General features: G+C 75.5%; 23 protein-coding genes. 8 read left to right on the top strand and 15 right to left on the bottom strand.

Annotated features, from left to right (window positions below; translation table 11 throughout):
- Positions 1–121: 121 nt before the first annotated feature.
- Both DQ238_RS00005 and DQ238_RS00010 read right to left on the bottom strand, forming a co-directional pair.
- Positions 122–1,084: an acetaldehyde dehydrogenase (acetylating) gene (locus DQ238_RS00005; RefSeq protein ID WP_113779269.1), complete on the bottom strand. Its 963-nt coding sequence runs from the start codon at positions 1,082–1,084 to the stop codon at positions 122–124.
- On the bottom strand, positions 1,081–1,803 hold the full coding sequence (locus tag DQ238_RS00010; protein WP_199506035.1) for a 2-keto-4-pentenoate hydratase: 723 nt from the start codon (positions 1,801–1,803) through the stop codon (positions 1,081–1,083). The genes DQ238_RS00005 and DQ238_RS00010 overlap by 4 nt, the downstream gene beginning before the upstream one ends.
- A 639-nt stretch (positions 1,804–2,442) precedes the next feature.
- On the opposite strand from DQ238_RS00010, the gene DQ238_RS00015 reads away from it, so the two are divergent.
- A complete protein-coding gene (locus DQ238_RS00015; RefSeq protein ID WP_233495631.1) occupies positions 2,443–2,724 on the top strand; it encodes a YciI family protein in 282 nt (93 codons plus the stop codon).
- A 96-nt stretch (positions 2,725–2,820) separates the two neighbouring features.
- Positions 2,821–3,210, top strand: coding sequence for a hypothetical protein (locus DQ238_RS00020; RefSeq protein WP_113779271.1), 390 nt, complete (start codon positions 2,821–2,823; stop codon positions 3,208–3,210).
- Positions 3,211–3,239: 29 nt separating this feature from the next.
- Here the strand turns inward: DQ238_RS00020 and DQ238_RS22590 are convergent, their stop codons facing one another.
- Positions 3,240–3,377, bottom strand: a complete 138-nt coding sequence (locus DQ238_RS22590; RefSeq protein ID WP_158550659.1) for a hypothetical protein — start codon at positions 3,375–3,377, stop codon at positions 3,240–3,242.
- A 324-nt stretch (positions 3,378–3,701) separates the two neighbouring features.
- On the opposite strand from DQ238_RS22590, the gene DQ238_RS00025 reads away from it, so the two are divergent.
- On the top strand, positions 3,702–3,905 hold the full coding sequence (locus tag DQ238_RS00025; RefSeq protein ID WP_113779272.1) for a cold-shock protein: 204 nt from the start codon (positions 3,702–3,704) through the stop codon (positions 3,903–3,905).
- 57 nt (positions 3,906–3,962) lie between these two features.
- Here the strand turns inward: DQ238_RS00025 and DQ238_RS00030 are convergent, their stop codons facing one another.
- Positions 3,963–4,424 carry a hypothetical protein gene (locus DQ238_RS00030; protein WP_233495586.1) on the bottom strand — a complete coding sequence of 154 codons (462 nt, stop codon included), beginning with the start codon at positions 4,422–4,424 and terminating at the stop codon, positions 3,963–3,965.
- A gap of 74 nt (positions 4,425–4,498) precedes the next feature.
- On the opposite strand from DQ238_RS00030, the gene msrB reads away from it, so the two are divergent.
- The gene (gene msrB, locus DQ238_RS00035) at positions 4,499–4,915 is read left to right on the top strand and encodes a peptide-methionine (R)-S-oxide reductase MsrB (RefSeq protein ID WP_113779273.1); all 417 of its coding nucleotides are present in this window, start codon (positions 4,499–4,501) and stop codon (positions 4,913–4,915) included.
- A gap of 107 nt (positions 4,916–5,022) precedes the next feature.
- Here msrB and hemQ read toward each other — a convergent pair whose 3' ends face one another.
- The 4 genes from hemQ to hemE form a co-directional block, all read right to left on the bottom strand.
- Complete coding sequence (gene hemQ, locus DQ238_RS00040) at positions 5,023–5,760, bottom strand: hydrogen peroxide-dependent heme synthase (protein ID WP_113779274.1); 738 nt, start codon at positions 5,758–5,760, stop codon at positions 5,023–5,025.
- Positions 5,761–5,867: 107 nt separating this feature from the next.
- Entirely contained in the window at positions 5,868–6,029 is a 162-nt protein-coding gene (locus DQ238_RS22595) for a hypothetical protein (RefSeq protein ID WP_158550660.1), read from the bottom strand.
- Positions 6,030–6,111: 82 nt separating this feature from the next.
- A complete protein-coding gene (gene hemG / locus DQ238_RS00045; protein WP_113779275.1) occupies positions 6,112–7,488 on the bottom strand; it encodes a protoporphyrinogen oxidase in 1,377 nt (458 codons plus the stop codon).
- On the bottom strand, positions 7,485–8,600 hold the full coding sequence (gene hemE / locus DQ238_RS00050; RefSeq protein WP_113779276.1) for a uroporphyrinogen decarboxylase: 1,116 nt from the start codon (positions 8,598–8,600) through the stop codon (positions 7,485–7,487). The genes hemG and hemE overlap by 4 nt, the downstream gene beginning before the upstream one ends.
- Before the next feature lie 71 nt (positions 8,601–8,671).
- On the opposite strand from hemE, the gene DQ238_RS00055 reads away from it, so the two are divergent.
- On the top strand, positions 8,672–9,298 hold the full coding sequence (locus DQ238_RS00055; protein ID WP_113779277.1) for a DUF3000 domain-containing protein: 627 nt from the start codon (positions 8,672–8,674) through the stop codon (positions 9,296–9,298).
- Positions 9,299–9,522: 224 nt separating this feature from the next.
- Positions 9,523–10,671: a ribonuclease D gene (locus DQ238_RS00060; RefSeq protein WP_255417997.1), complete on the top strand. Its 1,149-nt coding sequence runs from the start codon at positions 9,523–9,525 to the stop codon at positions 10,669–10,671.
- Positions 10,672–10,880: 209 nt separating this feature from the next.
- Here DQ238_RS00060 and DQ238_RS00065 read toward each other — a convergent pair whose 3' ends face one another.
- The 7 genes from DQ238_RS00065 to DQ238_RS00095 all read right to left on the bottom strand — a co-directional run bounded on the left by DQ238_RS00065 (position 10,881) and on the right by DQ238_RS00095 (position 18,575).
- Positions 10,881–11,147 carry a thiamine-binding protein gene (locus DQ238_RS00065; protein WP_113779279.1) on the bottom strand — a complete coding sequence of 89 codons (267 nt, stop codon included), beginning with the start codon at positions 11,145–11,147 and terminating at the stop codon, positions 10,881–10,883.
- Between the two features lie 13 nt (positions 11,148–11,160).
- Positions 11,161–13,074, bottom strand: a complete 1,914-nt coding sequence (dxs, locus tag DQ238_RS00070; RefSeq protein ID WP_113779280.1) for a 1-deoxy-D-xylulose-5-phosphate synthase — start codon at positions 13,072–13,074, stop codon at positions 11,161–11,163.
- A gap of 116 nt (positions 13,075–13,190) precedes the next feature.
- The gene (locus tag DQ238_RS00075) at positions 13,191–13,559 is read right to left on the bottom strand and encodes a hypothetical protein (protein WP_113779281.1); all 369 of its coding nucleotides are present in this window, start codon (positions 13,557–13,559) and stop codon (positions 13,191–13,193) included.
- Between the two features lie 152 nt (positions 13,560–13,711).
- Complete coding sequence (locus DQ238_RS00080; protein WP_113779282.1) at positions 13,712–13,939, bottom strand: DUF4177 domain-containing protein; 228 nt, start codon at positions 13,937–13,939, stop codon at positions 13,712–13,714.
- 107 nt (positions 13,940–14,046) lie between these two features.
- Positions 14,047–14,913: a hypothetical protein gene (locus DQ238_RS22600; protein WP_158550661.1), complete on the bottom strand. Its 867-nt coding sequence runs from the start codon at positions 14,911–14,913 to the stop codon at positions 14,047–14,049.
- Between the two features lie 97 nt (positions 14,914–15,010).
- Positions 15,011–16,504: a class I SAM-dependent RNA methyltransferase gene (locus DQ238_RS00090; protein WP_255417989.1), complete on the bottom strand. Its 1,494-nt coding sequence runs from the start codon at positions 16,502–16,504 to the stop codon at positions 15,011–15,013.
- 34 nt (positions 16,505–16,538) lie between these two features.
- Positions 16,539–18,575 carry an APC family permease gene (locus DQ238_RS00095; RefSeq protein WP_113779609.1) on the bottom strand — a complete coding sequence of 679 codons (2,037 nt, stop codon included), beginning with the start codon at positions 18,573–18,575 and terminating at the stop codon, positions 16,539–16,541.
- Between the two features lie 163 nt (positions 18,576–18,738).
- Between DQ238_RS00095 and DQ238_RS00100 the strand changes: the two genes are divergently transcribed.
- Together DQ238_RS00100 and DQ238_RS00105 are read left to right on the top strand one after the other, a co-directional pair.
- On the top strand, positions 18,739–19,410 hold the full coding sequence (locus tag DQ238_RS00100) for a TrkA family potassium uptake protein (protein ID WP_113779284.1): 672 nt from the start codon (positions 18,739–18,741) through the stop codon (positions 19,408–19,410).
- Entirely contained in the window at positions 19,407–20,075 is a 669-nt protein-coding gene (locus DQ238_RS00105; RefSeq protein ID WP_113779285.1) for a TrkA family potassium uptake protein, read from the top strand. The genes DQ238_RS00100 and DQ238_RS00105 overlap by 4 nt, the downstream gene beginning before the upstream one ends.
- The last annotated feature ends 69 nt before the right edge of the window (positions 20,076–20,144 follow it).

Raw genomic sequence — 20,144 nt, forward strand, 5'->3', positions numbered from 1 at the left:
CCTGGCTCTACGTGATCTGGCACTGCTGGCAAGCCGGCGAAGCCTACGACCCCGCCCGACACAACGCCCTGCAACGCATCCTCAACCAAGATCAACGGCAGGCGGCTTGACACAGGGCTTCTCACGCGGTCACCTCCGCCGGGACGCGCCGGGCAGGATTCGTGGCGAGGCTCTCGCCGACCCGCAGGGCCGCCGAGGTCATGATGTCCAGGTTGCCCGCGTAGGCGGGCAGGTAGTGCGCGGCGCCCTCCACCTCGAGGAACACCGTCACCTTGGTGGTCACCGGTCCGGCGCCCTCGGGCAGCAGGGTGTGCACCGGTTCGCCGTCCGGGACCGGCGTGAACTGCACCTGCTGCTTGAGGCGATAGCCCGGCACGTACTCGGCGACCGCCTCCGCCATCTCCGCGACCGAGGCGCGGATCGCGTCGTGGTCGGCGTCGCCGATCAGGCACAGCACCGTGTCCCGCATGATCAGCGGCGGCTCGGCGGGGTTGAGCACGATGATCGCCTTGCCCCGGCCGGCGCCGCCGACCGCCTCGATCGCGTGCGCGGTGGTCTCGGTGAACTCGTCGATGTTGGCCCGCGTCCCCGGGCCGGCCGACCTCGACGCGATGGAGGCGACGATCTCGGCGTAGGGCACCGGGGTGATCCGCGCGATCGCGGCCACCATCGGGATGGTCGCCTGGCCGCCGCAGGTCACCATGTTCACGTCGGTGGCGTCCTCGGCGAGGTGCTGGTCGAGGTTCACCGGCGGCACCACGTAGGGGCCGATCGCCGCCGGGGTGAGGTCGACCAGCCTCTTGCCGTGCGGTGCGAGCTTGCCGGCGTTGGCGATGTGCGCCTTGGCCGAGGTGGCGTCGAAGACGATCTCGATGTCGTCGAAGCCGTCCATGGCGATGAGCCCGTCGACGCCGTCGGCCGTCGTCGGGACCTCCATCCGCCGGGCGCGGGCCAGGCCGTCGGACGCCGGGTCGATCCCGACCATGGCCCCCATCTCGAGGACGTCGGAGTAGCGGATGACCTTGATCATCAGGTCGGTGCCGATGTTGCCCGATCCGATGATCGCGACCTTGGTCCTGCTCATGAGCGGTCCTTCCTGGAGAAGGTGGCGGACACGGTGCCCAGCGGGCCGAGGTCGGCGGAGACGCTCGACCCGGGCGGGGTGGCGACCATCGGGCCGAGGGCGCCGGAGAGCACCACCTGCCCGGCGCGGAGCGGGTCGCCGAGCTCGGCAGCGGTGCGGGCCAGCCAGGACAGCGCGATCAGCGGGTCGCCCAGGCAGGCCGCGCCGCTGCCGCTGGACACCTGCTCGCCGTCGAGCTGCAGGGTCATCGGGACGTCGACCGGCTCGAACTCCGCCAGCGTCAGGCGCCGCTCGCCGAGCACGAACAGGCCGCTGGAGGCGTTGTCGGCGACGGTGTCGCCGAAGGTGATGTCCCACCCGGCGATCCGGCTGTCCACGATCTCCAGCGCCGCGGTCGCGTACGCCACCGCCGCGCGCACCTGCGCCACGTCCAGCGGTCCGTCGGTGAGGTCCTCGCGCAGGACGAAGGCGACCTCGGCCTCGGTCTTGGGCTGCAGCAGCCGCTCCGAGGGCACTTCGGGGAGGTCGCTGACGTCCATGTCGGCGAACAGCACGCCGAAGTCGGGGCGGTCCACGCCCAGCTGGCGCTGCACCGCCGGGGAGGTGAGGCCGATCTTCCGGCCGACGACGCGGCCGCCCTCGGCCAGCCGCCGCTCGGTGAGCTGCCGCTGCACGTCGTAGGCGAGTTCGATGTCGTCGGCGCCGATGAGGTCGCGCACCGCCTCGCAGGGCACGCGTGTGCGCGCGGCCCGCTCGAGGCGCTCGACGGCTGCGGTCGCGGCCGAGCTCCTGCTTCGCGCGACGTCCGGTGGAACGGTCAATCGGGTCATCGTGTCCTCATGGGTTGCCGGGGGTGTGTTCCCACCCTCACCGGTGACCGGGCGACTGGCATACGGCGCCGTTCCAGTCCGTGGAACTGGGGCGGCCGCACTCCGGCGCCACCCCGGGTCGGGGACGAGGCCGTTGAGGTCGCGGTCCTTGACGTGGGTATCGAGCGGATGCCCTCGTTGAGGTCGCTGAGCGAGATGCGCAGGAGGTTGCGGGCGGCGTCGAGCCCGTCCGCCGCAGCGGCCAGCAGCTGGCCGGCCGTCAGCGACGCGGGTGCTCGTGAGCACAGCCAGTCCGCCAGCTCCCCCGGGCTGGGAGCCTCCTCGCGCGCGTCCATCTTGCGGGCCGTCTCGGGCTCGAGTGTGGCGACCAACGGCAGGAGGACCTCGCGCGTGACCTCATCTGGCCGGCGAATGGCGCGCTGGATCTCACTCGCACAACGCCCAACAGCCCCTGGAGGAGTGCACGCGGCCGACCCCGGACCAGGAGGACGGGTGATCCGACCGCGCCTGTCAGCGGCGGGGGCCAGGATGCCGGCCGTGAAGTACGTGATGACCTACCGCGCCGTCGAGGACTTCCTGCCCCTGGCCCGGCAGCACGGCCCGGCGCACGCCGCCCGGCTGCACGAGTTCCACGACCGCGGGGTGCTGCTGATGGTCGGCACCTTCGACGAGCCGGCGAACGGGGAGGCGTTGGGCGTGTTCACCACCCGGGAGTCGGCCGAGGAGTTCGTCGCCGGTGACCCGTTCGTCGTCCACGGCGTCGTCGCCGAGTGGTCGGTGCGGCCGTGGAACGAGGTCCTGCAGCCCTGAGGCCTCACCCGCCGGGGTGGAGGGCGGCGCGGTCGGCTGTCCCCGGGCGCGGGACCTGTCGTTGGGACGGCGAGCGGTCCACGACGGAGGTGCACGGTGCGGGTCTCGTTCTGGGTGTACGGCGTCCTCTACGTCGTCGTCGAGATCGTCGGCGCCCAGATCGAGGCGATCGGCTGGCCGCAGCTCACCGCGCTGGACGTCGCGACCGCGGTGGCGAACGCCTGCCTGGTCGTGGCCGTGGGCGTCGCCGTCCTCGTGGGGGTGGACGTGGGCGGTCGGCGGTGGCGCCGCGCGGCGCAGGCGTGGCGGGAGGAGCAGGCCCGGCTGGCCGAGCACCACGGGGAGGAGCAGCCGCTGATCGCCGTCCCGTCGTGGCGGCCGGCGCCGCTGGCCCTGCCGGCGGGCGCGCCGTGGACACCACCTCCAGGCGGCGAGCACGCCGCGTGCGGTCGCTCCTTCCCGGAGGAGCCCGGCCGGCTGCTCTGACCCGGCACACCGGGTCGTCCGGCGCGGTCTCACTCGGCGAGGAGCGCTGCCCGGAGGCCCAGCCGGTGTGCCGCCACCGCGGCCGCACCGCCCCGCGCGACGGCCCGGGCCAGCGCCGACGCCTCGGCCGCCCCGGACGCCGAGCCCGCACCGTCGGCACGCACCACCGGAGCGCCCGCATCCTCGAGCCGCTCGGCCAGGTCGGCCTCGAGGTCGGCCTCGGCGAGGTCGTCGACGTCGACCAGGACGAGCGGGGCCGGGGGTGGCGGTCATGGCGGGAGTCCGTTCCTCGGGTGCTGCCGGGTCCGTCCCGACAGGCAGGACTCTCCGAGCCGCACCGCAGGCCTCCCGTGCGGGAGCCGCAGGATCTGCGCAAGACCGCGCCGGACCGCCGTGCTCGTCCGCACCGTCCGGCCGCTATGGTCGTCGGCGTCGGGAAGGCCCTGCGCTCTGGCAGGACCCCGATGCACCACCACAGCTAGGAGCGAGCAATGCCCGAAGGAACAGTGAAGTGGTTCAACGCGGAGAAGGGGTTCGGCTTCGCCACCCCTGACGGTGGCGGACCGGACGTCTTCGTCCACTACTCGGCCATCCAGACCAGCGGGTATCGCTCGCTCGACGAAGGCCAGCGGATCTCGTTCGACGTCGAGCAGGGCCAGAAGGGCCCGCAGGCGGCGAACGTCCACCCCCTCTGATCCGTCGCTCGGCGACAGCGCCCCCGTCCGGCCCTCCGGACGGGGGCGCTGTCGTGCCTAGCGGGCCCGCGGCACGTACCCGCCGATCAGCGCGGACATGAGCAGCGCGCCGTCGTCCGGGCCGACGGCGGCCGCGGCGTCGGCGAGGGCGCGCCAGCGTCCGCGCTCTCCGTCGGTCGGCGCGTTCTCCGCCCGGGCGGTGAGCTGTTCGAGCAGCCTCTCCCACTCCCCCTGCGGCGTCGGCCAGAGCCCGGCCAGCCGACGGGCCTCGGGCGAGATGCCGGTGAAGCGGACGATGTCGCCGGCGTAGTTGGTCAGCGCCTCGACGTACCCCGCCGACACCAGCGCCCGCGCCGCGGCGGCCACCTGCGGCTTCGGCAGTCCGCTGGCCGGCACGACCTGCCCCAGGTACGGCGCGCCGCCGTACCTGGGCTCGTCCACCAGCCGGGCGATCGCCCGCAGCACCGGCAGGTCGCGGGTGAACCAGGCGTCGGGCAGGGGCAGGTCGAGCGAGGTCACCTGCCCAGTCTCTGCCGCGGGCCCCGGTGTCCCACCACCCGGGTCGAGTGGCGGTCGCGCCGTACCGTGGGGTCATGACGACGTCCGCGCAGAACCAGCCCGAGGTCACCAGGAGCGACGAGGAGTGGCGGGCGCAGCTGTCCCCGGAGGAGTACCGGGTGCTGCGCCAGGCCGGCACCGAGCGGCCCTGGACCGGGGAGTACGTCGACGCCAAGACGCAGGGCGTCTACACCTGCCGGGCGTGCGGCGCGGAGCTGTTCCGCTCGGAGACGAAGTTCGACTCGCACTGCGGCTGGCCGTCGTTCTACGAGCCGACGTCCGCCGACAACGTCGTCCTCCGCGAGGACCGCAGCCACGGCATGATCCGCACCGAGGTGCTCTGCGGCACCTGCCACAGCCACCTCGGCCACGTCTTCGCCGACGCCCCCCAGACCCCCACCGGCGACCGCTACTGCATCAACTCGGTGTCGATCCGGCTGCTCCCTTCGTGACCCTCCGGGTTCCACCGCGGCCAGCAGCCGTCCCCCGGCGGCGCTGAGCCGCCGCGCGTCCCGCGCCGGGAGGCCTCCGGCTCCCACGAGGCGGGGCGCCGTGCTCGCTACGGCAGGTCGGCGACGAGCTCGGCGACCGGCTTGCGGACGCCGGTGTAGAAGGGCACCTCCTCGCGGACGTGCCGCCGGGCCGTGGAGGCCCGCAGGTCGCGCATGAGGTCGACGATGCGGTGCAGCTCGTCGGCCTCGAAGGCCAACATCCACTCGTAGTCGCCGAGGGCGAACGAGGCGACGGTGTTGGCCCGGACGTCGGGGTACCCGCGCGCCATCCGGCCGTGCTCGGCCAGCATCGCCCGCCGCTCCTCGTCGGGCAGCAGGTACCACTCGTAGGAGCGCACGAACGGGTACACGCAGACGTAGCGGCGGGGCTGCTCGTCGGCGAGGAACGCCGGGATGTGGCTGCGGTTGAACTCCGCCGGCCGGTGCAGGGCCAGCTGCGACCACACCGGTTCCAGGTGCCGGCCGAGCGCGGTGCGGCGCAGCCGGGTGTAGGCCTCCTGCAGCGCCTCGGCGTCCGGGGCGTGCCACCAGACCATGAGGTCGGCGTCGGCCCGCAGCCCGGCGACGTCGTAGACCCCGCGGACGACGACGTCCTTGCCGGCCAGCTCGTCGAGCAGGCCCTGCACCTCGTCGGCCGTCGTCGCGCGCTGGTCGTCGCCGAGCGGGCGGGCCAGCCGGAACACCGACCACATCGTGTAGCGGATGGTGGCGTTCAACTCGTTCGCCCGCTTGCCGGTGCTGCGCTCCCGAGGCTGCTGGTCGGTCTGGTCGGTCTGCTCGCTCATGCGCCCATTGTCCCCCGCGGCTGGGCCGCCTCCCGGCCGGGGACGACGGCCTCCCTGCAGGGTCCCGCCGCGAGCCGGCGAGCGTCGGGGGGCAGGGAGGCCCTCTTTCAGGCGGCCTGGTCGACGGGCCGGGGGGAGGTCGATCGTCCGCGGGCGAGCAGCGCGGCGTGGGCCTCGTGGCAGTCGTCGCAGGCGGCCATCCACACGTGGTGGCGCAGGCAGCGGGCGGGCCGGGTGTCGGATCGGATCGGGCCGTTCGAGTGGTGCACGGATCTCACTGGATGCTCAACAGCCGCGGCCCGGCCGACATGCCGGCCGACGTGCCCGGCCGGCCGTGGTCTCCGCCACGGCTCACCGCAGCGCGTCGACCGCGGAGTACGCGTCGCGGATGCACGCCGGGACGCCGACACCCCCGAACGCCGCACCGGCGACCGCCAGCCCCGGCACCTCGGCGACCGCGGCGCGCACCGCGGCCACCCGCGCCGGGTGACCGACCAGGTACTGGGGCAGCCCCCCGCCCCAGCGGACGACGCGGGTGGCCACCGGCTGCGGCCGGGACAGCCCGAGCAGGTCGGCGACGTCGGCCACCACGGCGGCGGTGAGGTCCTCGTCGGTGCGCTGCAGCTCGCGCTCGCCGCGGAACCGGCCGACCGACGAGCGGACCAACAGGTGGTCCCCGGCGAGGTGCGGCCACTTCGCCGACGAGACGGTCACGCCCTTGACCAGCCGGCCGGCCACCGGCGGGACGAGCAGGCCCGACCCGGCGTCGACCTCCTGGGCGGGAAAGGCCATGGCGACCACGGCCATCGACGCGTACGGGATGCCCGCCAGCGGCCCGACCGCGGCCGGCGCGACCCCGGTCAGCAGCCGCGCGGCCTTCGGAGCCGGGGCGGTGACGATCACGGCGTCGGCGGTCAGCGTCTCCGGAGCGGCGGCCGGGCCGACCGACAGCTCGAAGCCGCCGGCCGTGCGCGCCAGCGCGTGCACCGGGGTGCGCAGCCGGACGTCGGCGCCGGAGGCGGTGACCAGGGCCTGCGGCAGCGCGCCGATCCCCTCGTCGACGGTGACGAAGACCGGCCCGTCGGCGTCGAACCGGCTGCGCGCCCCGGCGTCGCGGGCGGCGGCCGCCGCCCCCAGGACCGAGCGGGCGGCCGGCAGGTGCGCGGCCAGCGCGGGCATGGTGGCCTGCAGCGACAGCTCGTCGGCCCGGCCGGCGTAGACGCCCCCGAGCAGCGGCTCCACCAGCCGGTCGACCACCTCGTCGCCGAGCCGCTCCCGCAGCAGGGCGCCGACCGCGACGTCGTCCCGGGTGGGGTCGCCGTCGAGGGTCAGCGGCGGCAGCTCGGCCTCGGCGGCCACCCGGGCGACGCCGCCGGGCGTCAGGACGCCGTCCAGCCCCTCCGCCGAGGCGGGGACGCCGAGGACGGTGCCGGCCGGCAGCGGGTGCCGGCCGTCGGGCAGCACCACCTGCGCCTGCGTGGTGGCGGGGGCGACCAGCCGGTCGGCCAGCCCGAGCCGCTCGACCAGCTGCACCGCCTCGGGCACGCGGGCGAGCACCGCCTCCGGCCCGGTGTCGTACCAGTGCCCGGCCAGGCGGGCGCGGTGCAGCTTGCCACCGACCCGGTCGGCGGCCTCGAGGACGACGACCTCGTCGTCCGGACGCCACCGGCGCCACTCGAACGCCGCGGCCAGGCCGGTGATCCCGGCGCCGACGACCGCGACCCTCATCTCGCGGTCAGCTCGTGGACCAGCTCGACGACGGCGGTGAGCACGTCCGGGTCGGTCTCGGGCAGCACGCCGTGGCCGAGGTTGAACACGTGCCCGCGGGCGGCCCGGCCCTGCTCGACCACCCGGCGCACCTCGCGGTCGACCGTCGCCCGGTCGGCGAGCAGGACGGCGGGGTCGAGGTTGCCCTGCAGCGACCGGCCCGGCCCGACCCGGCGGGCGGCCTCGTCCAGCGGCACCCGCCAGTCGACGCCCACGACGTCGGCGCCGGCGTCCCCGATCAGGGCCAGCAGCTCCCCGGTGCCGACTCCGAAGTGGATGCGTGGGACGTCGCGGTCGCCGAGCCCCTCGAACACCGCTCGCGAGTGCGGCAGCACCCGCTCGGCGTAGTCGGCGGCCGACAGCACCCCGGCCCAGGAGTCGAACAGCTGCACGGCGGAGGCACCGGCGTCCGCCTGCACGCGCAGGAAGGTCGCCGCCGAGACCGCCAGCCGGTCGAGCAGCCGGCGCCAGGCCTCCGGCTCGGCGTACATGAACGCCTTGGTGCGGGCGTGCTCCTTGGACGGCCCGCCCTCGATCAGGTAGGTGGCCAGGGTGAACGGCGCGCCGGCGAAGCCGATCAGCGGCGTGGCACCGAGCTCGGCGACGAGGGAGCGCACCGCGGTGGCGAGGAACTCCAGCCGCTCGGGCTCGAGGGCCGGCAGGGCGTCGACGTCGGCGACCGAGCGGACCGGCTGGGCCACCACCGGGCCCACGCCGGGCTTGATCTCGATGTCGACGCCGGCCACCACCAGCGGCAGCACGATGTCGGAGAAGAGGATCGCGGCGTCGACGCCGTGCCGGCGGACCGGCTGCAGGGTGATCTCGGTGACCAGGTCCGGGTCCTGGCAGGCCTCCAGCATGCGGGTGCCGGCGCGCAGGGCCCGGTACTCCGGCAGCGAGCGGCCGGCCTGGCGCATGAACCACACGGGGGTCCGGCGCACCGGCAGGCCACGGGCGGCCCGGACGAGGTCCGAGTCGGCGGGAGCGGTCGGGTCGGCGGGGGTGGAGGAGCCGGGGGAGGTCGCACCGGCGGGGGTGGAGGAGCCGGGGTCGGCCGCGCCAACGGGGGTCACGACACCCGATCCTCCCAGAACGGTGCGGCGCGTCGGAGGCACGGGCCGGTCCGGGGTCCTACCCTGCGAACGTGGAGCCTTCGAGCCTGGCCGGAGCCGGGCACGGCGACCGGACCGGCGACGCCGTCCCCGAGGAGTTCCGCGCCGCCCTCGAGGCGCTGTCCGCCGTCACGGCCCGGCCCGAGATCACCCTCGAGCACATCCCCGCCCCGCAGCGGCTCGCGCCCCACGCCCACGCGGTGGGCGCGCTGGTGACCGAGTCCGACGGCGACGAGGAGGTCGAGGTCGCCAGCGGGCGGTTCATCGTGCTGCACGACCCGGCCGGCCACGAGGCCTGGGCCGGCACCACCCGCTGCGTCGGCTACCTCTCGGCGGCCACCGACGGGCACATGGTGGACGACGCGATGTTCTCCGAGGTGGCCTGGAGCTGGCTGACCGACGCGCTGGACGCCGCCGGCGCCACGCACCACGCCATCGGCGGCACGGTCACCCGCACCGCCTCGACCCGCTTCGGCGAGCTCGCCGGGCCCGAGCACTCCGTCGACGTGGAGATCCGCGCCTCCTGGACGGCGGAGGACCCCCGCCTCGACCGCCACCTCACCGCCTGGCTCGAGGTGCTGGGCACCGCGGCCGGGCTGCCGCCGCCCGGCGTCCGGCTACTGGGTCCCTCCGGCACCCCGGCGGACGGGACTCTCTAACATCGGTGTCCCGGGGTGCCCGGCACCCCCGCGCCGGCTGCCCCTCCCGGCCTCCTGCGGTCGCCTGCCGCGGAGCTGTGTGCTGCCGGCGCCGCATCCGCTGACGAGACGGGCGAGAGGGTGGACCAGCGCTGAGCACCGAGCCCCTCCCGACGCCGGACGACGAGCCGGCCGCTCCCCAGCCGGTCCCGCTCCTGGCCCCCCGTGACGGGCTGCCCCCGATCATCGAGACCCCTCCCGCGCTGGCCGCCTACGCCGACGCGCTCGCGGCCGGTACCGGCCCGGTCGCGGTCGACGCCGAACGCGCCTCCGGCTACCGCTACGGCCAGCGGGCCTACCTCGTCCAGCTGCGCCGCGCCGGAGCGGGCACCGGGCTGATCGACCCGATCGCACTGCCGGACCTCGCGGTCGTCCAGGACGCGATCACCGACGCCGAGTGGGTGCTGCACGCGGCCAACCAGGACCTCCCCTGCCTGGCCGAGGTCGGGCTGGTCCCCAGCCGCGTCTTCGACACCGAGCTGGCCGCGCGGCTGGCCGGCCTGCCCCGCGCCGGGCTCGGCGCGGTCGTCGAGCAGCTGCTGGGCTGGTCGCTGCAGAAGGGGCACTCCGCCGCCGACTGGAGCACCCGGCCGCTGCCCGCGGAGTGGCTGGTCTACGCCGCGCTGGACGTCGAGGTGCTGGTCGACCTGCGCGACGCCCTGGCCGCCGTCCTCGAGGAGCAGGGCAAGACCGAGTGGGCCCGGCAGGAGTTCGCGGCGATCCTCGCCGCCGGGCCGCCGGCGCCCAAGCCCGATCCGTGGCGGCGCACCTCCGGCGTGCACGGGCTGCGCAACCGGCGGCAGCTGGGCATGCTGCGCGCGCTGTGGCAGGCCCGCGACGAGCTGGCCCGCCGCCGCGACGTCGCCCCGGGGCGGGTGCTGCCCGACGCGGCCATGGTCTCCGCCGTCCAGGCCGACCCGCGGTCGGAGGGCGCGCTGCTGGAGCTGCCGGTGTTCCGCGGCCGGGCCAACCGCAAGCTGGTGGGCACCTGGTTCGGTGCGCTGGCCCGGGGCCGCCAGCTGCCGGAGTCCGAGCTGCCGCTGCACGCCCGTACGGGTGACGGCCCGCCGCCGGTGAACCGCTGGGCCGATCGCGACCCGGCCGCCGCCACCCGGCTGCAAGCGGCCCGCGCCGGCCTGGCCGAGCTGGCCGCCCGGCACACGCTGCCGGTGGAGAACCTGCTCTCCCCCGACCTGGTGCGCCGGCTGGCGTGGAGCCCGCCCGAGCCGCGCACCGCCGAGGCGGTCGCCGAGGCGCTGCGGGCCGGCGGCGCCCGCGAGTGGCAGGTCGAGCTCACCTGCGACCTGCTCACCGACGCGGTCAACCGGGCTTGAGCCCCGAGACCCCGGGCATGGGAAGCGATACCTGCGTCTTGGCCGCGCCCACGCAGGTATCGCTTCCCATGCCCCCGCGGGGACCCCCGGCCGTCGTGCTGTCTCTCGTAACGCGCTGGAGCCGGCCTGCATCCGGGAGCCGCCCTGTACCGCGGCTCCGGCGGGCGCGGGGCGGCTCCGGCCGCGTCAGCGGAACACGCTGCCGGTGTTCAGCGGAACTCGTGGGTCAGGCTCTCGATCGTCCGGTCCAGCGACGCGACCTCGATGTGCGAGAGCCGCTGGTCGCGCCGGCGGCCAGCAATCGCCTCGTGCGCGGCGCACAGGGTGGCCCACACCTGGTCGTCGTCCCCCTCGGGGGTCGTCCCCAGGGCACCGACCTCGTACCGCAGCCCGGAGTCCCGGATGATGGCGATCGCGGCCCCGTCCGGAGGCTCGCCCTGAGCCTGCGAAGGGGGAGAGGGACGGGGTCCTCTCACCGGATCTCGGCGTTCACGGGGCCCCCTCGACCGCCTGCGGCACGCTGCCCTCGGCCCGCTCGGCGAGCACCGCGGCCCACTCGGCGATCCGGCGGGCGACGTCCTGCTCGGTGAGGCCGGCGTCGGCGAGGACCTGGCCGACGCTGCCGTGCTCGAGGAACTCCTGCGGCAGCCCGAGGGTCCGCACCGGGACGTCGCAGCCGCGGTCCTGCAGCGCCCGGGTCAACGTGGCGCCGACCCCACCCGCGCGACCGCCGTCCTCGACGGTGACGACCAGCCGGTGCCGGGTGGCGAGGTCGACCAGCTCGGCCGGGACCGGCAGCACCCAGCGCGGGTCGACGACGGTGACCTCGATGCCGTGGTCGGCGGCGCGCTCGGCCGCGGCCAGGCACACCGGCACCATCGACCCGACGGCGACCAGCAGGACCTCCTCGGCCGCCCCGCGGCGCAGGACGTCGACCGGCCCGCGCCGCTCCAGCGCCGGGACGTCCACCGGCGGGGCGCCCTTCGGGAAGCGGACGACGGTCGGCCCGTCGGTCACCGCCACCGCCTCGCGCAGCGCCTCGCGCAGGGTCGGTTCGTCGCGCGGTGCGGCCAGCTGCAGCCCGGGGACGACGGAGAGGACCGACATGTCCCACATGCCGTTGTGCGAGGGGCCGTCGGTGCCGGTCACCCCGGCCCGGTCCAGGACGACGGTCACCGGCTGGCGGTGCAGCGCGACGTCCATGAGCAGCTGGTCGAACGCCCGGTTGAGGAACGTCGAGTAGACGGCGACCACCGGGTGCAGCCCGCCCATCGCCAGGCCGGCGGCGGAGGTCAGCGCGTGCTGCTCGGCGATGCCCACGTCGTACGTCCGCTCCGGGAACCGCTCGGCGAACGCGGCCAGGCCGGTGGGGTGCAGCATCGCCGCGGTGATCGCCACGACGTCGGAGCGCTCGCTGCCGATGCGCACCAGCTCGTCGGAGAAGGCTGCCGTCCAGTCCCGGGCGACGGCGGCGCTGGTGCCGCTGTCGGGGTCGAACACGCCGGTCGCGTGCCAGGCGTCGATCTGGTCGGTCTCGGCCGGCGGGTAGCCGAAGCCCTTGGTCGTGACGGCGTGCACGATCACCGGCCCGCCGAACGAGCGTGCCCGCTTGAGCGCCGACTCCACGGCCCGCACGTCATGGCCGTCGACCGGGCCGATGTACTTCAGCCCGAGGTCCTCGAACATGCCCTGCGGCGACAGGACGTCCTTGAGGCCCTTCTTGATGGCGTGCAGCGCGTCGTAGAGCGCCGAGCCGACCACCGGGGCCCGGTGCAGCGCCTGGCGCACCTGCAGCAGCGCGTGCTCGTAGCCGGGCCGCAGCCGCAGGGTGGCCAGCGCGTCGGCGACCCCGCCGATGGTCGGCGAGTAGGAGCGGCCGTTGTCGTTGACCACGATGACGATCGGGCGGTCCTGGGCCGCGGCGATGTTGTTCAGCGCCTCCCAGGCCATGCCGCCGGTGAGGGCGCCGTCGCCGATGACCGCGACCACCGGCCGCTTCTCGCCGCGGACGGCGAGGGCCTTGGCCAGCCCGTCGGCGTAGGACAGCGCGGTGGAGGCGTGGCTGTTCTCCACCCAGTCGTGCTCGCTCTCCGCTCGGCTCGGGTAGCCGGAGAGGCCGCCGCGCTGGCGCAGCCGGGAGAAGCCCTCCACCCGGCCGGTGAGCATCTTGTGCACGTAGCTCTGGTGGCCGGTGTCGAAGACGATCGGCTCCCGCGGGGAGTCGAAGACCCGGTGCAGGGCGATGGTGAGCTCGACCGTGCCGAGATTGGGACCGAGGTGCCCGCCGGTCCGGGCGACGCTGGTGACCAGCGCGTCGCGGATCTCGGCGGCCAGTGCCGGCAGCTCGTCGGCCGGGAGCGCCTTGAGGTCGGCGGGGGCGCGGAGCGATCGCAGGAGCGACACGAGGGGGCAGCGTCCTCTCTGTCTGCGGCAGGTGCACGGCGTCGTGACGGCCGCCGATCAACTGTAGCCGCGTGCGCCCGGCTCTTCCGGTCGAGAGCCGGGTCCGGGTGCGGCCGCTACAGCCGCGGTACCCACCGCTGCCCGCGCAGCGCCCCCGCCACCACCTCGACCCCCCGCGCGGCGGCCGCCAGCCGAGCGCCCTCCCGCTCGTAGGCGGCGATCGCGGCCTCCATCGCATCGGCCGGCAGCTCGTCGACCAGCTCCACGCGCACCGTGCGCCAGCCCGCCCGGGCCGCCTCCAGCCCGGCGGTCACGTGGTCGCGCGCGAAGCGGGCCAGCAGCACCGGGTAGCGGCGCAGCACCTCGTGGGCGCGGTAGTCGGGCGGGACGAGGTCGAACAGCCAGGTGACGGCGGTCTGCTCCCAGTCCGGTGCCCCGGGCGGTCGTACCGGATCCGGCCAGCCCGGCGGCAGCGTCGCGTCCACCGCACCAGTCTGCCGCACGCACCGAACACGTGTTCGACGACGTGCGCAGCCCGTTGGTCGGGGTACGTCAAGACCTGCGCACCCGCGGGCACCGGTGGCCACGACGTCGTGCGTCTCGCCGCGGAGCTGCCGGACGCCTCCTGCGGTGACGGTCAGGAGGTGGGCCGCTTCAGCCAGAACTGCTCGAAGCCCCACGTGCCGGCGCCGCTGGAGTGGTAGCTCACCAGTTCCCACCCCTCGCTGCCGAGCCGGTTGAGCACCGAACTGGTGTCGCCGCTCTGGCGCTCCAGCGCCCCGCCGGGGAGCTTGACGCTCACCCCGGCGCGCTGCGTCTCGGCGTCGTTGGCCGTGATGACCGAGGCGTACTCCCAGGTGGTCACGGAGGACGACGGTAGCCGGTCGCCCCGGCGCCGCCGGGCGGGCCGTCGGGGTCCCCGACCCTTCCGTCATGCCCTCCGTCCGGTTACGGTCACTGTGCGCTATGAGTCTACTCCGCCGAGTTCCGGTCGCTCGGCTCACCGGCCCGCGGCGCCGCCCACCCGCCACCCGCGCCGAGGGGACTGCGCATGACCCGCCTCACCGCCCGGCCCGAGAGCCGGCGCTCCTCCCGGACCGCGGCCACCGTCCTCGGCGTGCTGGCCTTCGTCGGGTCGTCCGCTGCGCTCGGGGCGGTGGCGGCGGACGACGGCGGGGCGTCCGGGTCGGGGACCGCCCAGGTGGCCCCCGCGGCCGACACGTCGACACACTCGGCCGCCGTCCCCGCCAGCGGCATCGGGGACGCCGCCCGGACCGGCGAGATCGGCGACGCCTTCTCCGCCGGCCCCTCCGCGGCCGGCACCTCGCCCGAGGCTCCGGTCGCCGCGGCTCCCGGCACGGCGGACTCCCCGGCGTCGGCCACCCTCGCCCCGGACCGGTCGGCGGCCGGGCGGGCTACCACGGCCGGGGACGCGTCTCCCGAGCCGGGGCCGGTCGGGGTCCCGCCGGCGACGCCCACCCCGGCCGGCACGCCGGTCCCTGCTCCGGCGGGCACGCCGGTCCCCGCGTCGTCGGCCGCGGCCGCCGCGCCGGTGACCGGGCCCCGACCAGCGACCACCGCGGGCGGCGTCCCGGCTCCGGCGCCGACGGGGACGGCGGCCCGGACCGCCGCGGCGACCCCGACGCCGAGCCCGACGCCCAGGCCCGGCCCGACGCCGAGCCCGACGCCCAGGCCCGGCCCGACGCCGGCCCCGACCGGATCAGCCGCGCCGGCCCCGGGCACCTCGGCCGCCACGACCTCTGCCGTGACGACGACCCTCACCACCCCGACGACCCCGGCCACCCCGTCCTCCGACGGCGCGGCCCCCGGCTCGGGCACCGCGCCGCGGGAGCGCGACCCCGGCGGCCGGTAAACCCGCCCGGCCCCGTTCAGGGCACCGCCCCGAGCCTGCGAGGGGTGGGGGGAACGGGGCCCTTCAGGCCGGGACGAGGAGCGCGACGCACTCCACGTGGCTGGTCATCGGGAAGGCGTCGAACCCGCGCAGCGCCGCCAACCGGTGGCCCGACTCCCCGAACACCGCGACGTCGCGGGCGAGGGACGCCGGGTCGCAGGCGACGTAGACCACCGCGCGCGGCCCGGCGGCGGCCAGCACCCGGCTGACCGCGGGCCCGGCGCCGGCGCGGGGCGGGTCGAGGACGACGACGTCGGGAGCGGTGCCCAGCTCCTCGAGCAGCCCGGTCAGGCCCTCGGCGTCCACCTCGCCCTGCCACACCTCCGCCTGCGGCAGGCCGGCCAGGTTGGCCTCGGCGGCGGCGCAGGCGGCCGGGTCGGCCTCCACGCAGACCACCCGGCCGTCCGCGCCGGCCGCGGGCGCGAGCGCGCCGCCGAAGAGGCCGGCGCCGGCGTAGAGGTCGAGCACGGTCTCCCCCGGCCGCACGGCCGCGTGCTCGCCCACCGCGGCCACCAGCGCGTCGGCCGCGGCCGGGTGCACCTGCCAGAACCCGGTGCCCTCGACCTCCCAGTCCCGCCCGGCGGCGTGCCGGGCGGTGCGCCCGGCCGGCTCGGCGGGGGCGTCCTCACCGGGGATGGGCCGGGCGGATCGCAGCACCCGCGTCGACTGCGGCTTGCCGCGCCGGTCGAGGCGGGTGGTGGTCACCGTGCCGACCGAGTCGACGGCGACGTCGACCGCCCCGGCACCCGGCCAGCGGCGGTCGAGCACGGCGCGGGCGGCCGGCTCGACGGTGATCGGGCAGTCGTCGAGCAGGACCAGGTCGTGCGAGCGGTGCCGGCGCAGCCCGGGCGCTCCGGAGCGGTCGACGGCGAAGCGCGCCCGGGTCCGCCAGCGCAGCGGCCCGCCGGGCAGCTCCTCCACCACCACCTCGACGTCGAGCCCGGCCAGCCGCGCCAGCTGCTCGCGGACGACGGCCGCTTTCAGCCGGCGCTGCTCGGCGGGGGTGGCGTGCTGCCAGTCGCAGCCGCCGCAGCGCCCCGGGCCGCTGTGCGGGCAGGGCCGCTGCACCCGCTCGGGAGAGGGCTCGAGCACCGTGACGGCGTCGGCGCGGCAGAAGCCGGGCTGGCGGTCCTCGGTGACCCGGACGACGGCCCGCTCGCCGGGCAGGGCGTGCCGGACGAACACCACCCGGCCCTCGTGCCGGGCCACGCAGTGCCCGCCGTGGGCGACCGGGCCGACGGTGACCTCGAACTGCCGGCCGGTCCAGCCGCCGCCGCGGTCGGGCCGCTGCGGCCGTCGTGTCCGTCTGCCGGGCGCGGCCTCCTCCCGGGCACCGCCCCGAGCCCGATCGGCCCCGTCCCGGGCCCCGGCCTGAGCTCGCGGAGGCTGGGGTGGAGGCGGCCCCCCTCCAGGGTCCCGCGCCGAGCCTGCGAGGCGTGGGGGTGAGGCCCCGTCCCGAGGCTCGCCCCGAGCTCGCGAGGGGTGAGGAGGACGGGGTCCTTCGACTTCCTCAGCCACAGCGGCTGCCTCTCGCCCTCATCGCCGGCCTCGCTCAGCCATAGGGGGTGGCCTCGGGCTGGTCGGCGATGCCGCGACGCAGGTCGCCGGGCGCGGGCCCGGAGCCGCGGTCGTCGTCCCGGCCGATCGAGCTCTCCAGCTGCCACGGCACCGTGGTGATCATGACGCCGGGCTGGAACTGCAGCCGGGCGCGCAGCCGCAGCGCGCTCTGGTTGTGCAGCACGTTCTCCCACCAGTGACCCACCACGTACTGGGGGACGAAGACGACGACCAGCTCGCGCGGGCTGTCCCGGCGGATGCGCTTGACGAAGTCGACGACCGGCCGGGTGATCTCCCGGTACGGGGACTCCAGCACGGTCAGCGGCACCGGGATGTCGTAGCGCTCCCACTGGGCCTGCAGCCCCCGCGTCTCGGCGTCGTCCACGTTGACCGTCAGCGCGGTCAGGTGGTCCGGGCGGGTGGCCCGGGCGAAGGCCAGCGCGCGCAGCGTCGGTTTGTGCACCTTGGAGACCAGCACGATGGCGTGCACCTTGCTGGGCAGCAGCCGGGCGTCGGTGTCGGGCACCAGCTGGCGCGCGACGTTCGAGTAGTGCCGGTTGATCGCCTTCATCAGGCCGAACAGCACCGGCATCGCGAGGAGGACCAGCCAGGCGCCGTGGACGAACTTCGTGATCACGATGATCACGAGGACGATGCTGGTGAGCGACCCACCGACGGTGTTGATGACCTGCGAGCGGCGGATGCGGCGGCGGGCCAGGAGGTCGGTCTCGGAGCGCAGCTCCCGGTTCCAGTGCCGCACCATGCCCCACTGGCCGATGGTGAAGCTGGTGAACACCCCGATGATGTAGAGCTGGATCAGCCGGGTGACGTCGGCGTCGAAGACGACGATGAGCAGTGCGGCGAAGCCGGCGAGCAGCAGGATGCCGTTGCTGTAGACCAGCTTGTCGCCGCGGGTGTGCAGCTGGCGGGGCAGGAACCGGTCCTGGGCGAGCACCGAGCCCAGCAGCGGGAACCCGTTGAACGCGGTGTTGGCAGCCAGCACCAGGACCAGCGCCGTGGTGGCCTGCACGTAGAAGAAGCCCACCGACGTGTCGCCGCCGAAGGTGGCCGCGGCCAGCTGGGCGATGACCGTGCGCTGCGGCGCGGTCTGGCAGTCGGGGAAGCCGACCAGCCGGCAGGCGTCGATCGGGTCGACGTAGCGGACCTGGGCCAGCAGGGCCAGCGCGGTCACGCCGGCGAACATCGTCGCCGCGATGGCGCCGAGCATGGACAGGGTGATCGCCGCGTTGCGGCTCTTCGGGGGCTTGAAGGCGGGCACGCCGTTGGCGACGGCCTCGATGCCGGTCAGCGCGGTCGTCCCGGAGGCGAAGGCGCGCAGCGCGAAGAACAGCAGGGCCAGGCCGGTGACGCCGGTGTGCGCGGCGTCCGGCTCGATCTGGTACCGGGAGGTCTCCGCGACGATCGGGCTGCCTGCGACCTCCCGCAGCAGCCCGGTCCCGATCATGACCAGGATGCCGGCCATGAAGGCGTACGTCGGGACGGCGAACGCCTTGCCGGACTCGCGGACGCCGCGCAGGTTGGCCGCCGCCACGACCGCGACGATCGCGACGGCGATGAGCACGCGGTGTTCGTGGAGCGACGGGAAGGCCGAGATGATGTTGTCGGTGCCCGAGGACACCGACACGGCGACGGTGAGCACGTAGTCGACCAGCAGCGCGCTGGCGACCACGAGGGCGGCGAACTGCCCGTGGTTCCTCATCGCCACCTCGTAGTCGCCGCCGCCCGAGGGGTAGGCGTGCACCACCTGCCGGTAGGAGAGCACCACGGTGACCAGCAGGAGGACGACCGCGGTGGCCAGCCACGGGGCCAGGTAGAGGTACGCCGTCCCGCCGAGGGTCAGGACGATGAGGATCTCCTGCGTGGCATAGGCCACCGAGGAGAGCGCGTCGCTGGCGAAGATCGGCAGTGCGAGGCGCTTGGGCAGCAAGGACTCGCCCGCTCGGTCGCTGCGGACGGGACGGCCGAGGACCAGGCGCTTGGGGAGTTGTCCGAGGTCGGACACGCTGGGCACGGCGGCGATGGTACGGACGACGAGGACGCCCGCGCCGCCCGCCGGAGGGTGAGTCGCGGCGCTGCGGACGGCGGCCCGCGCCGCGGCCGGGTGTAGCTTCGCGGCCGGACAGCGCGCGGGCGGACGGCGCCGGCGCACCGGACCTGCCATCGGGAGAGACTCAGTGCACGTGGTCGTGATGGGCTGCGGCCGCGTCGGGTCGGCGATCGCCCGCCGGCTCGAGGAGATCGGCCACAGCGTGGCCGTCATCGACCAGGACCCGGAGGCCTTCCGCCGGCTGGGGCCGGAGTTCACCGGCCGCCAGGTGACCGGGCTCGGCTTCGACCGGCAGACCCTGCTCGACGCCGGCATCGACTCGGCCGGGGCGTTCGCCGCGGTCAGCAGCGGCGACAACTCCAACATCATCAGCGCGCGGGTGGCCCGCGAGACCTTCGGCGTCCAGCACGTGGTGGCCCGCATCTACGACTCCAAGCGCGCCGAGGTCTACGAGCGGATGGGCATCCCCAGCGTGGCCACCGTGCCGTGGACGGTGAACCGGCTGCTGCGCGAGCTGCTGTCGGTCAAGGTCAGCGAGCTGTGGCGCGAGCCGACCGGGCAGGTGCTGCTCATGCGCGTCACCGTCACCGAGCCCTGGGTGGGCCGGCGGCTGGCCGACCTCGAGGCGGTCTCCGGTGCCCGCGCCGCCTGGCTGGTCCGCTACGGCGAGGCCCAGCTGCCGACGCCGTCCACCGTGCTGCAGGACGGCGACCAGCTGGTCGTGGCCGCCACCGACGAGATCAGCCCGCGGGTGCACGAGGTCGTCGCGCACGGCCCCGAGGGAGGGGGACCCCGATGAGGGTGGCCATCGTGGGCGCCGGCGCCGTCGGCCGCTCGATCGCCGGCGAGCTGCTCAACAACGGGCACACCGTGATGCTCATCGAGAAGGACGGCCGCAAGGTCCGCACCCGCGCGGTGCCCGGCGCCGAGTGGGTGCAGGCCGACGCGTGCGAGGTCTCCTCCCTCGAGGAGGCGCAGCTGGCCACCTGCGACGTCGTCGTGGCGGCCACCGGCGACGACAAGGCCAACCTGGTCGTCTCGCTGCTGGCCAAGACCGAGTTCGCGGTCAACCGCGTCGTCGCCCGCGTCAAGGACCCGCGCAACGAGTGGCTCTACACCGAGGCCTGGGGCGTCGACGTCGCCGTCTCCACCCCGCGGGTGCTGGCCGCCCTGGTCGAGGAGGCGGTGACCGTCGGCGACGTCGTCCGGCTGATCAGCTTCCGCAAGGGCGCGGCCAACCTGGTCGAGATCACCCTCGGCGAGGACACCCCGTGGGTCGGCAAGCCGCTGCGCGAGGTGCCGCTGCCGCGGGAGACGGTGCTGACCGCCGTGCTGCGCGGTGACCGGGTGATCACCCCGAGCCCCGACGAGCCGCTCGAGGCCGGCGACGAGCTGCTGTTCGTCACCCACGCCGACGTCGAGGAGCAGCTGCAGCGGGTGCTCTCCCCCACGCACGCCCGGTAGACCCCAGGCGGTGCCCACCGGCCCGACCCCCTCCCGGGCGCGGCCCCTCCCAGCGTGCCCTGGGCCTGC

It is taken from the genome of Geodermatophilus sp. TF02-6 (genome assembly GCF_003319115.1).
In the GTDB taxonomy this organism is placed as follows: Bacteria; Actinomycetota; Actinomycetes; order Mycobacteriales; family Geodermatophilaceae; genus Geodermatophilus.

Bases quoted from the DNA above. Each gene is read 5' to 3' on its own strand.
- DQ238_RS00005 (WP_113779269.1), bottom strand. From the start codon at position 1,084: ATGAGCAGGACCAAGGTCGCGATCATCGGATCGGGCAACATCGGCACC.
- DQ238_RS00015 (WP_233495631.1), top strand. From the start codon at position 2,443: ATGCCGGCCGTGAAGTACGTGATGACCTACCGCGCCGTCGAGGACTTC.
- DQ238_RS00025 (WP_113779272.1), top strand. From the start codon at position 3,702: ATGCCCGAAGGAACAGTGAAGTGGTTCAACGCGGAGAAGGGGTTCGGC.
- msrB (WP_113779273.1), top strand. From the start codon at position 4,499: ATGACGACGTCCGCGCAGAACCAGCCCGAGGTCACCAGGAGCGACGAG.
- hemQ (WP_113779274.1), bottom strand. From the start codon at position 5,760: ATGAGCGAGCAGACCGACCAGACCGACCAGCAGCCTCGGGAGCGCAGC.
- hemG (WP_113779275.1), bottom strand. From the start codon at position 7,488: ATGAGGGTCGCGGTCGTCGGCGCCGGGATCACCGGCCTGGCCGCGGCG.
- DQ238_RS00105 (WP_113779285.1), top strand. From the start codon at position 19,407: ATGAGGGTGGCCATCGTGGGCGCCGGCGCCGTCGGCCGCTCGATCGCC.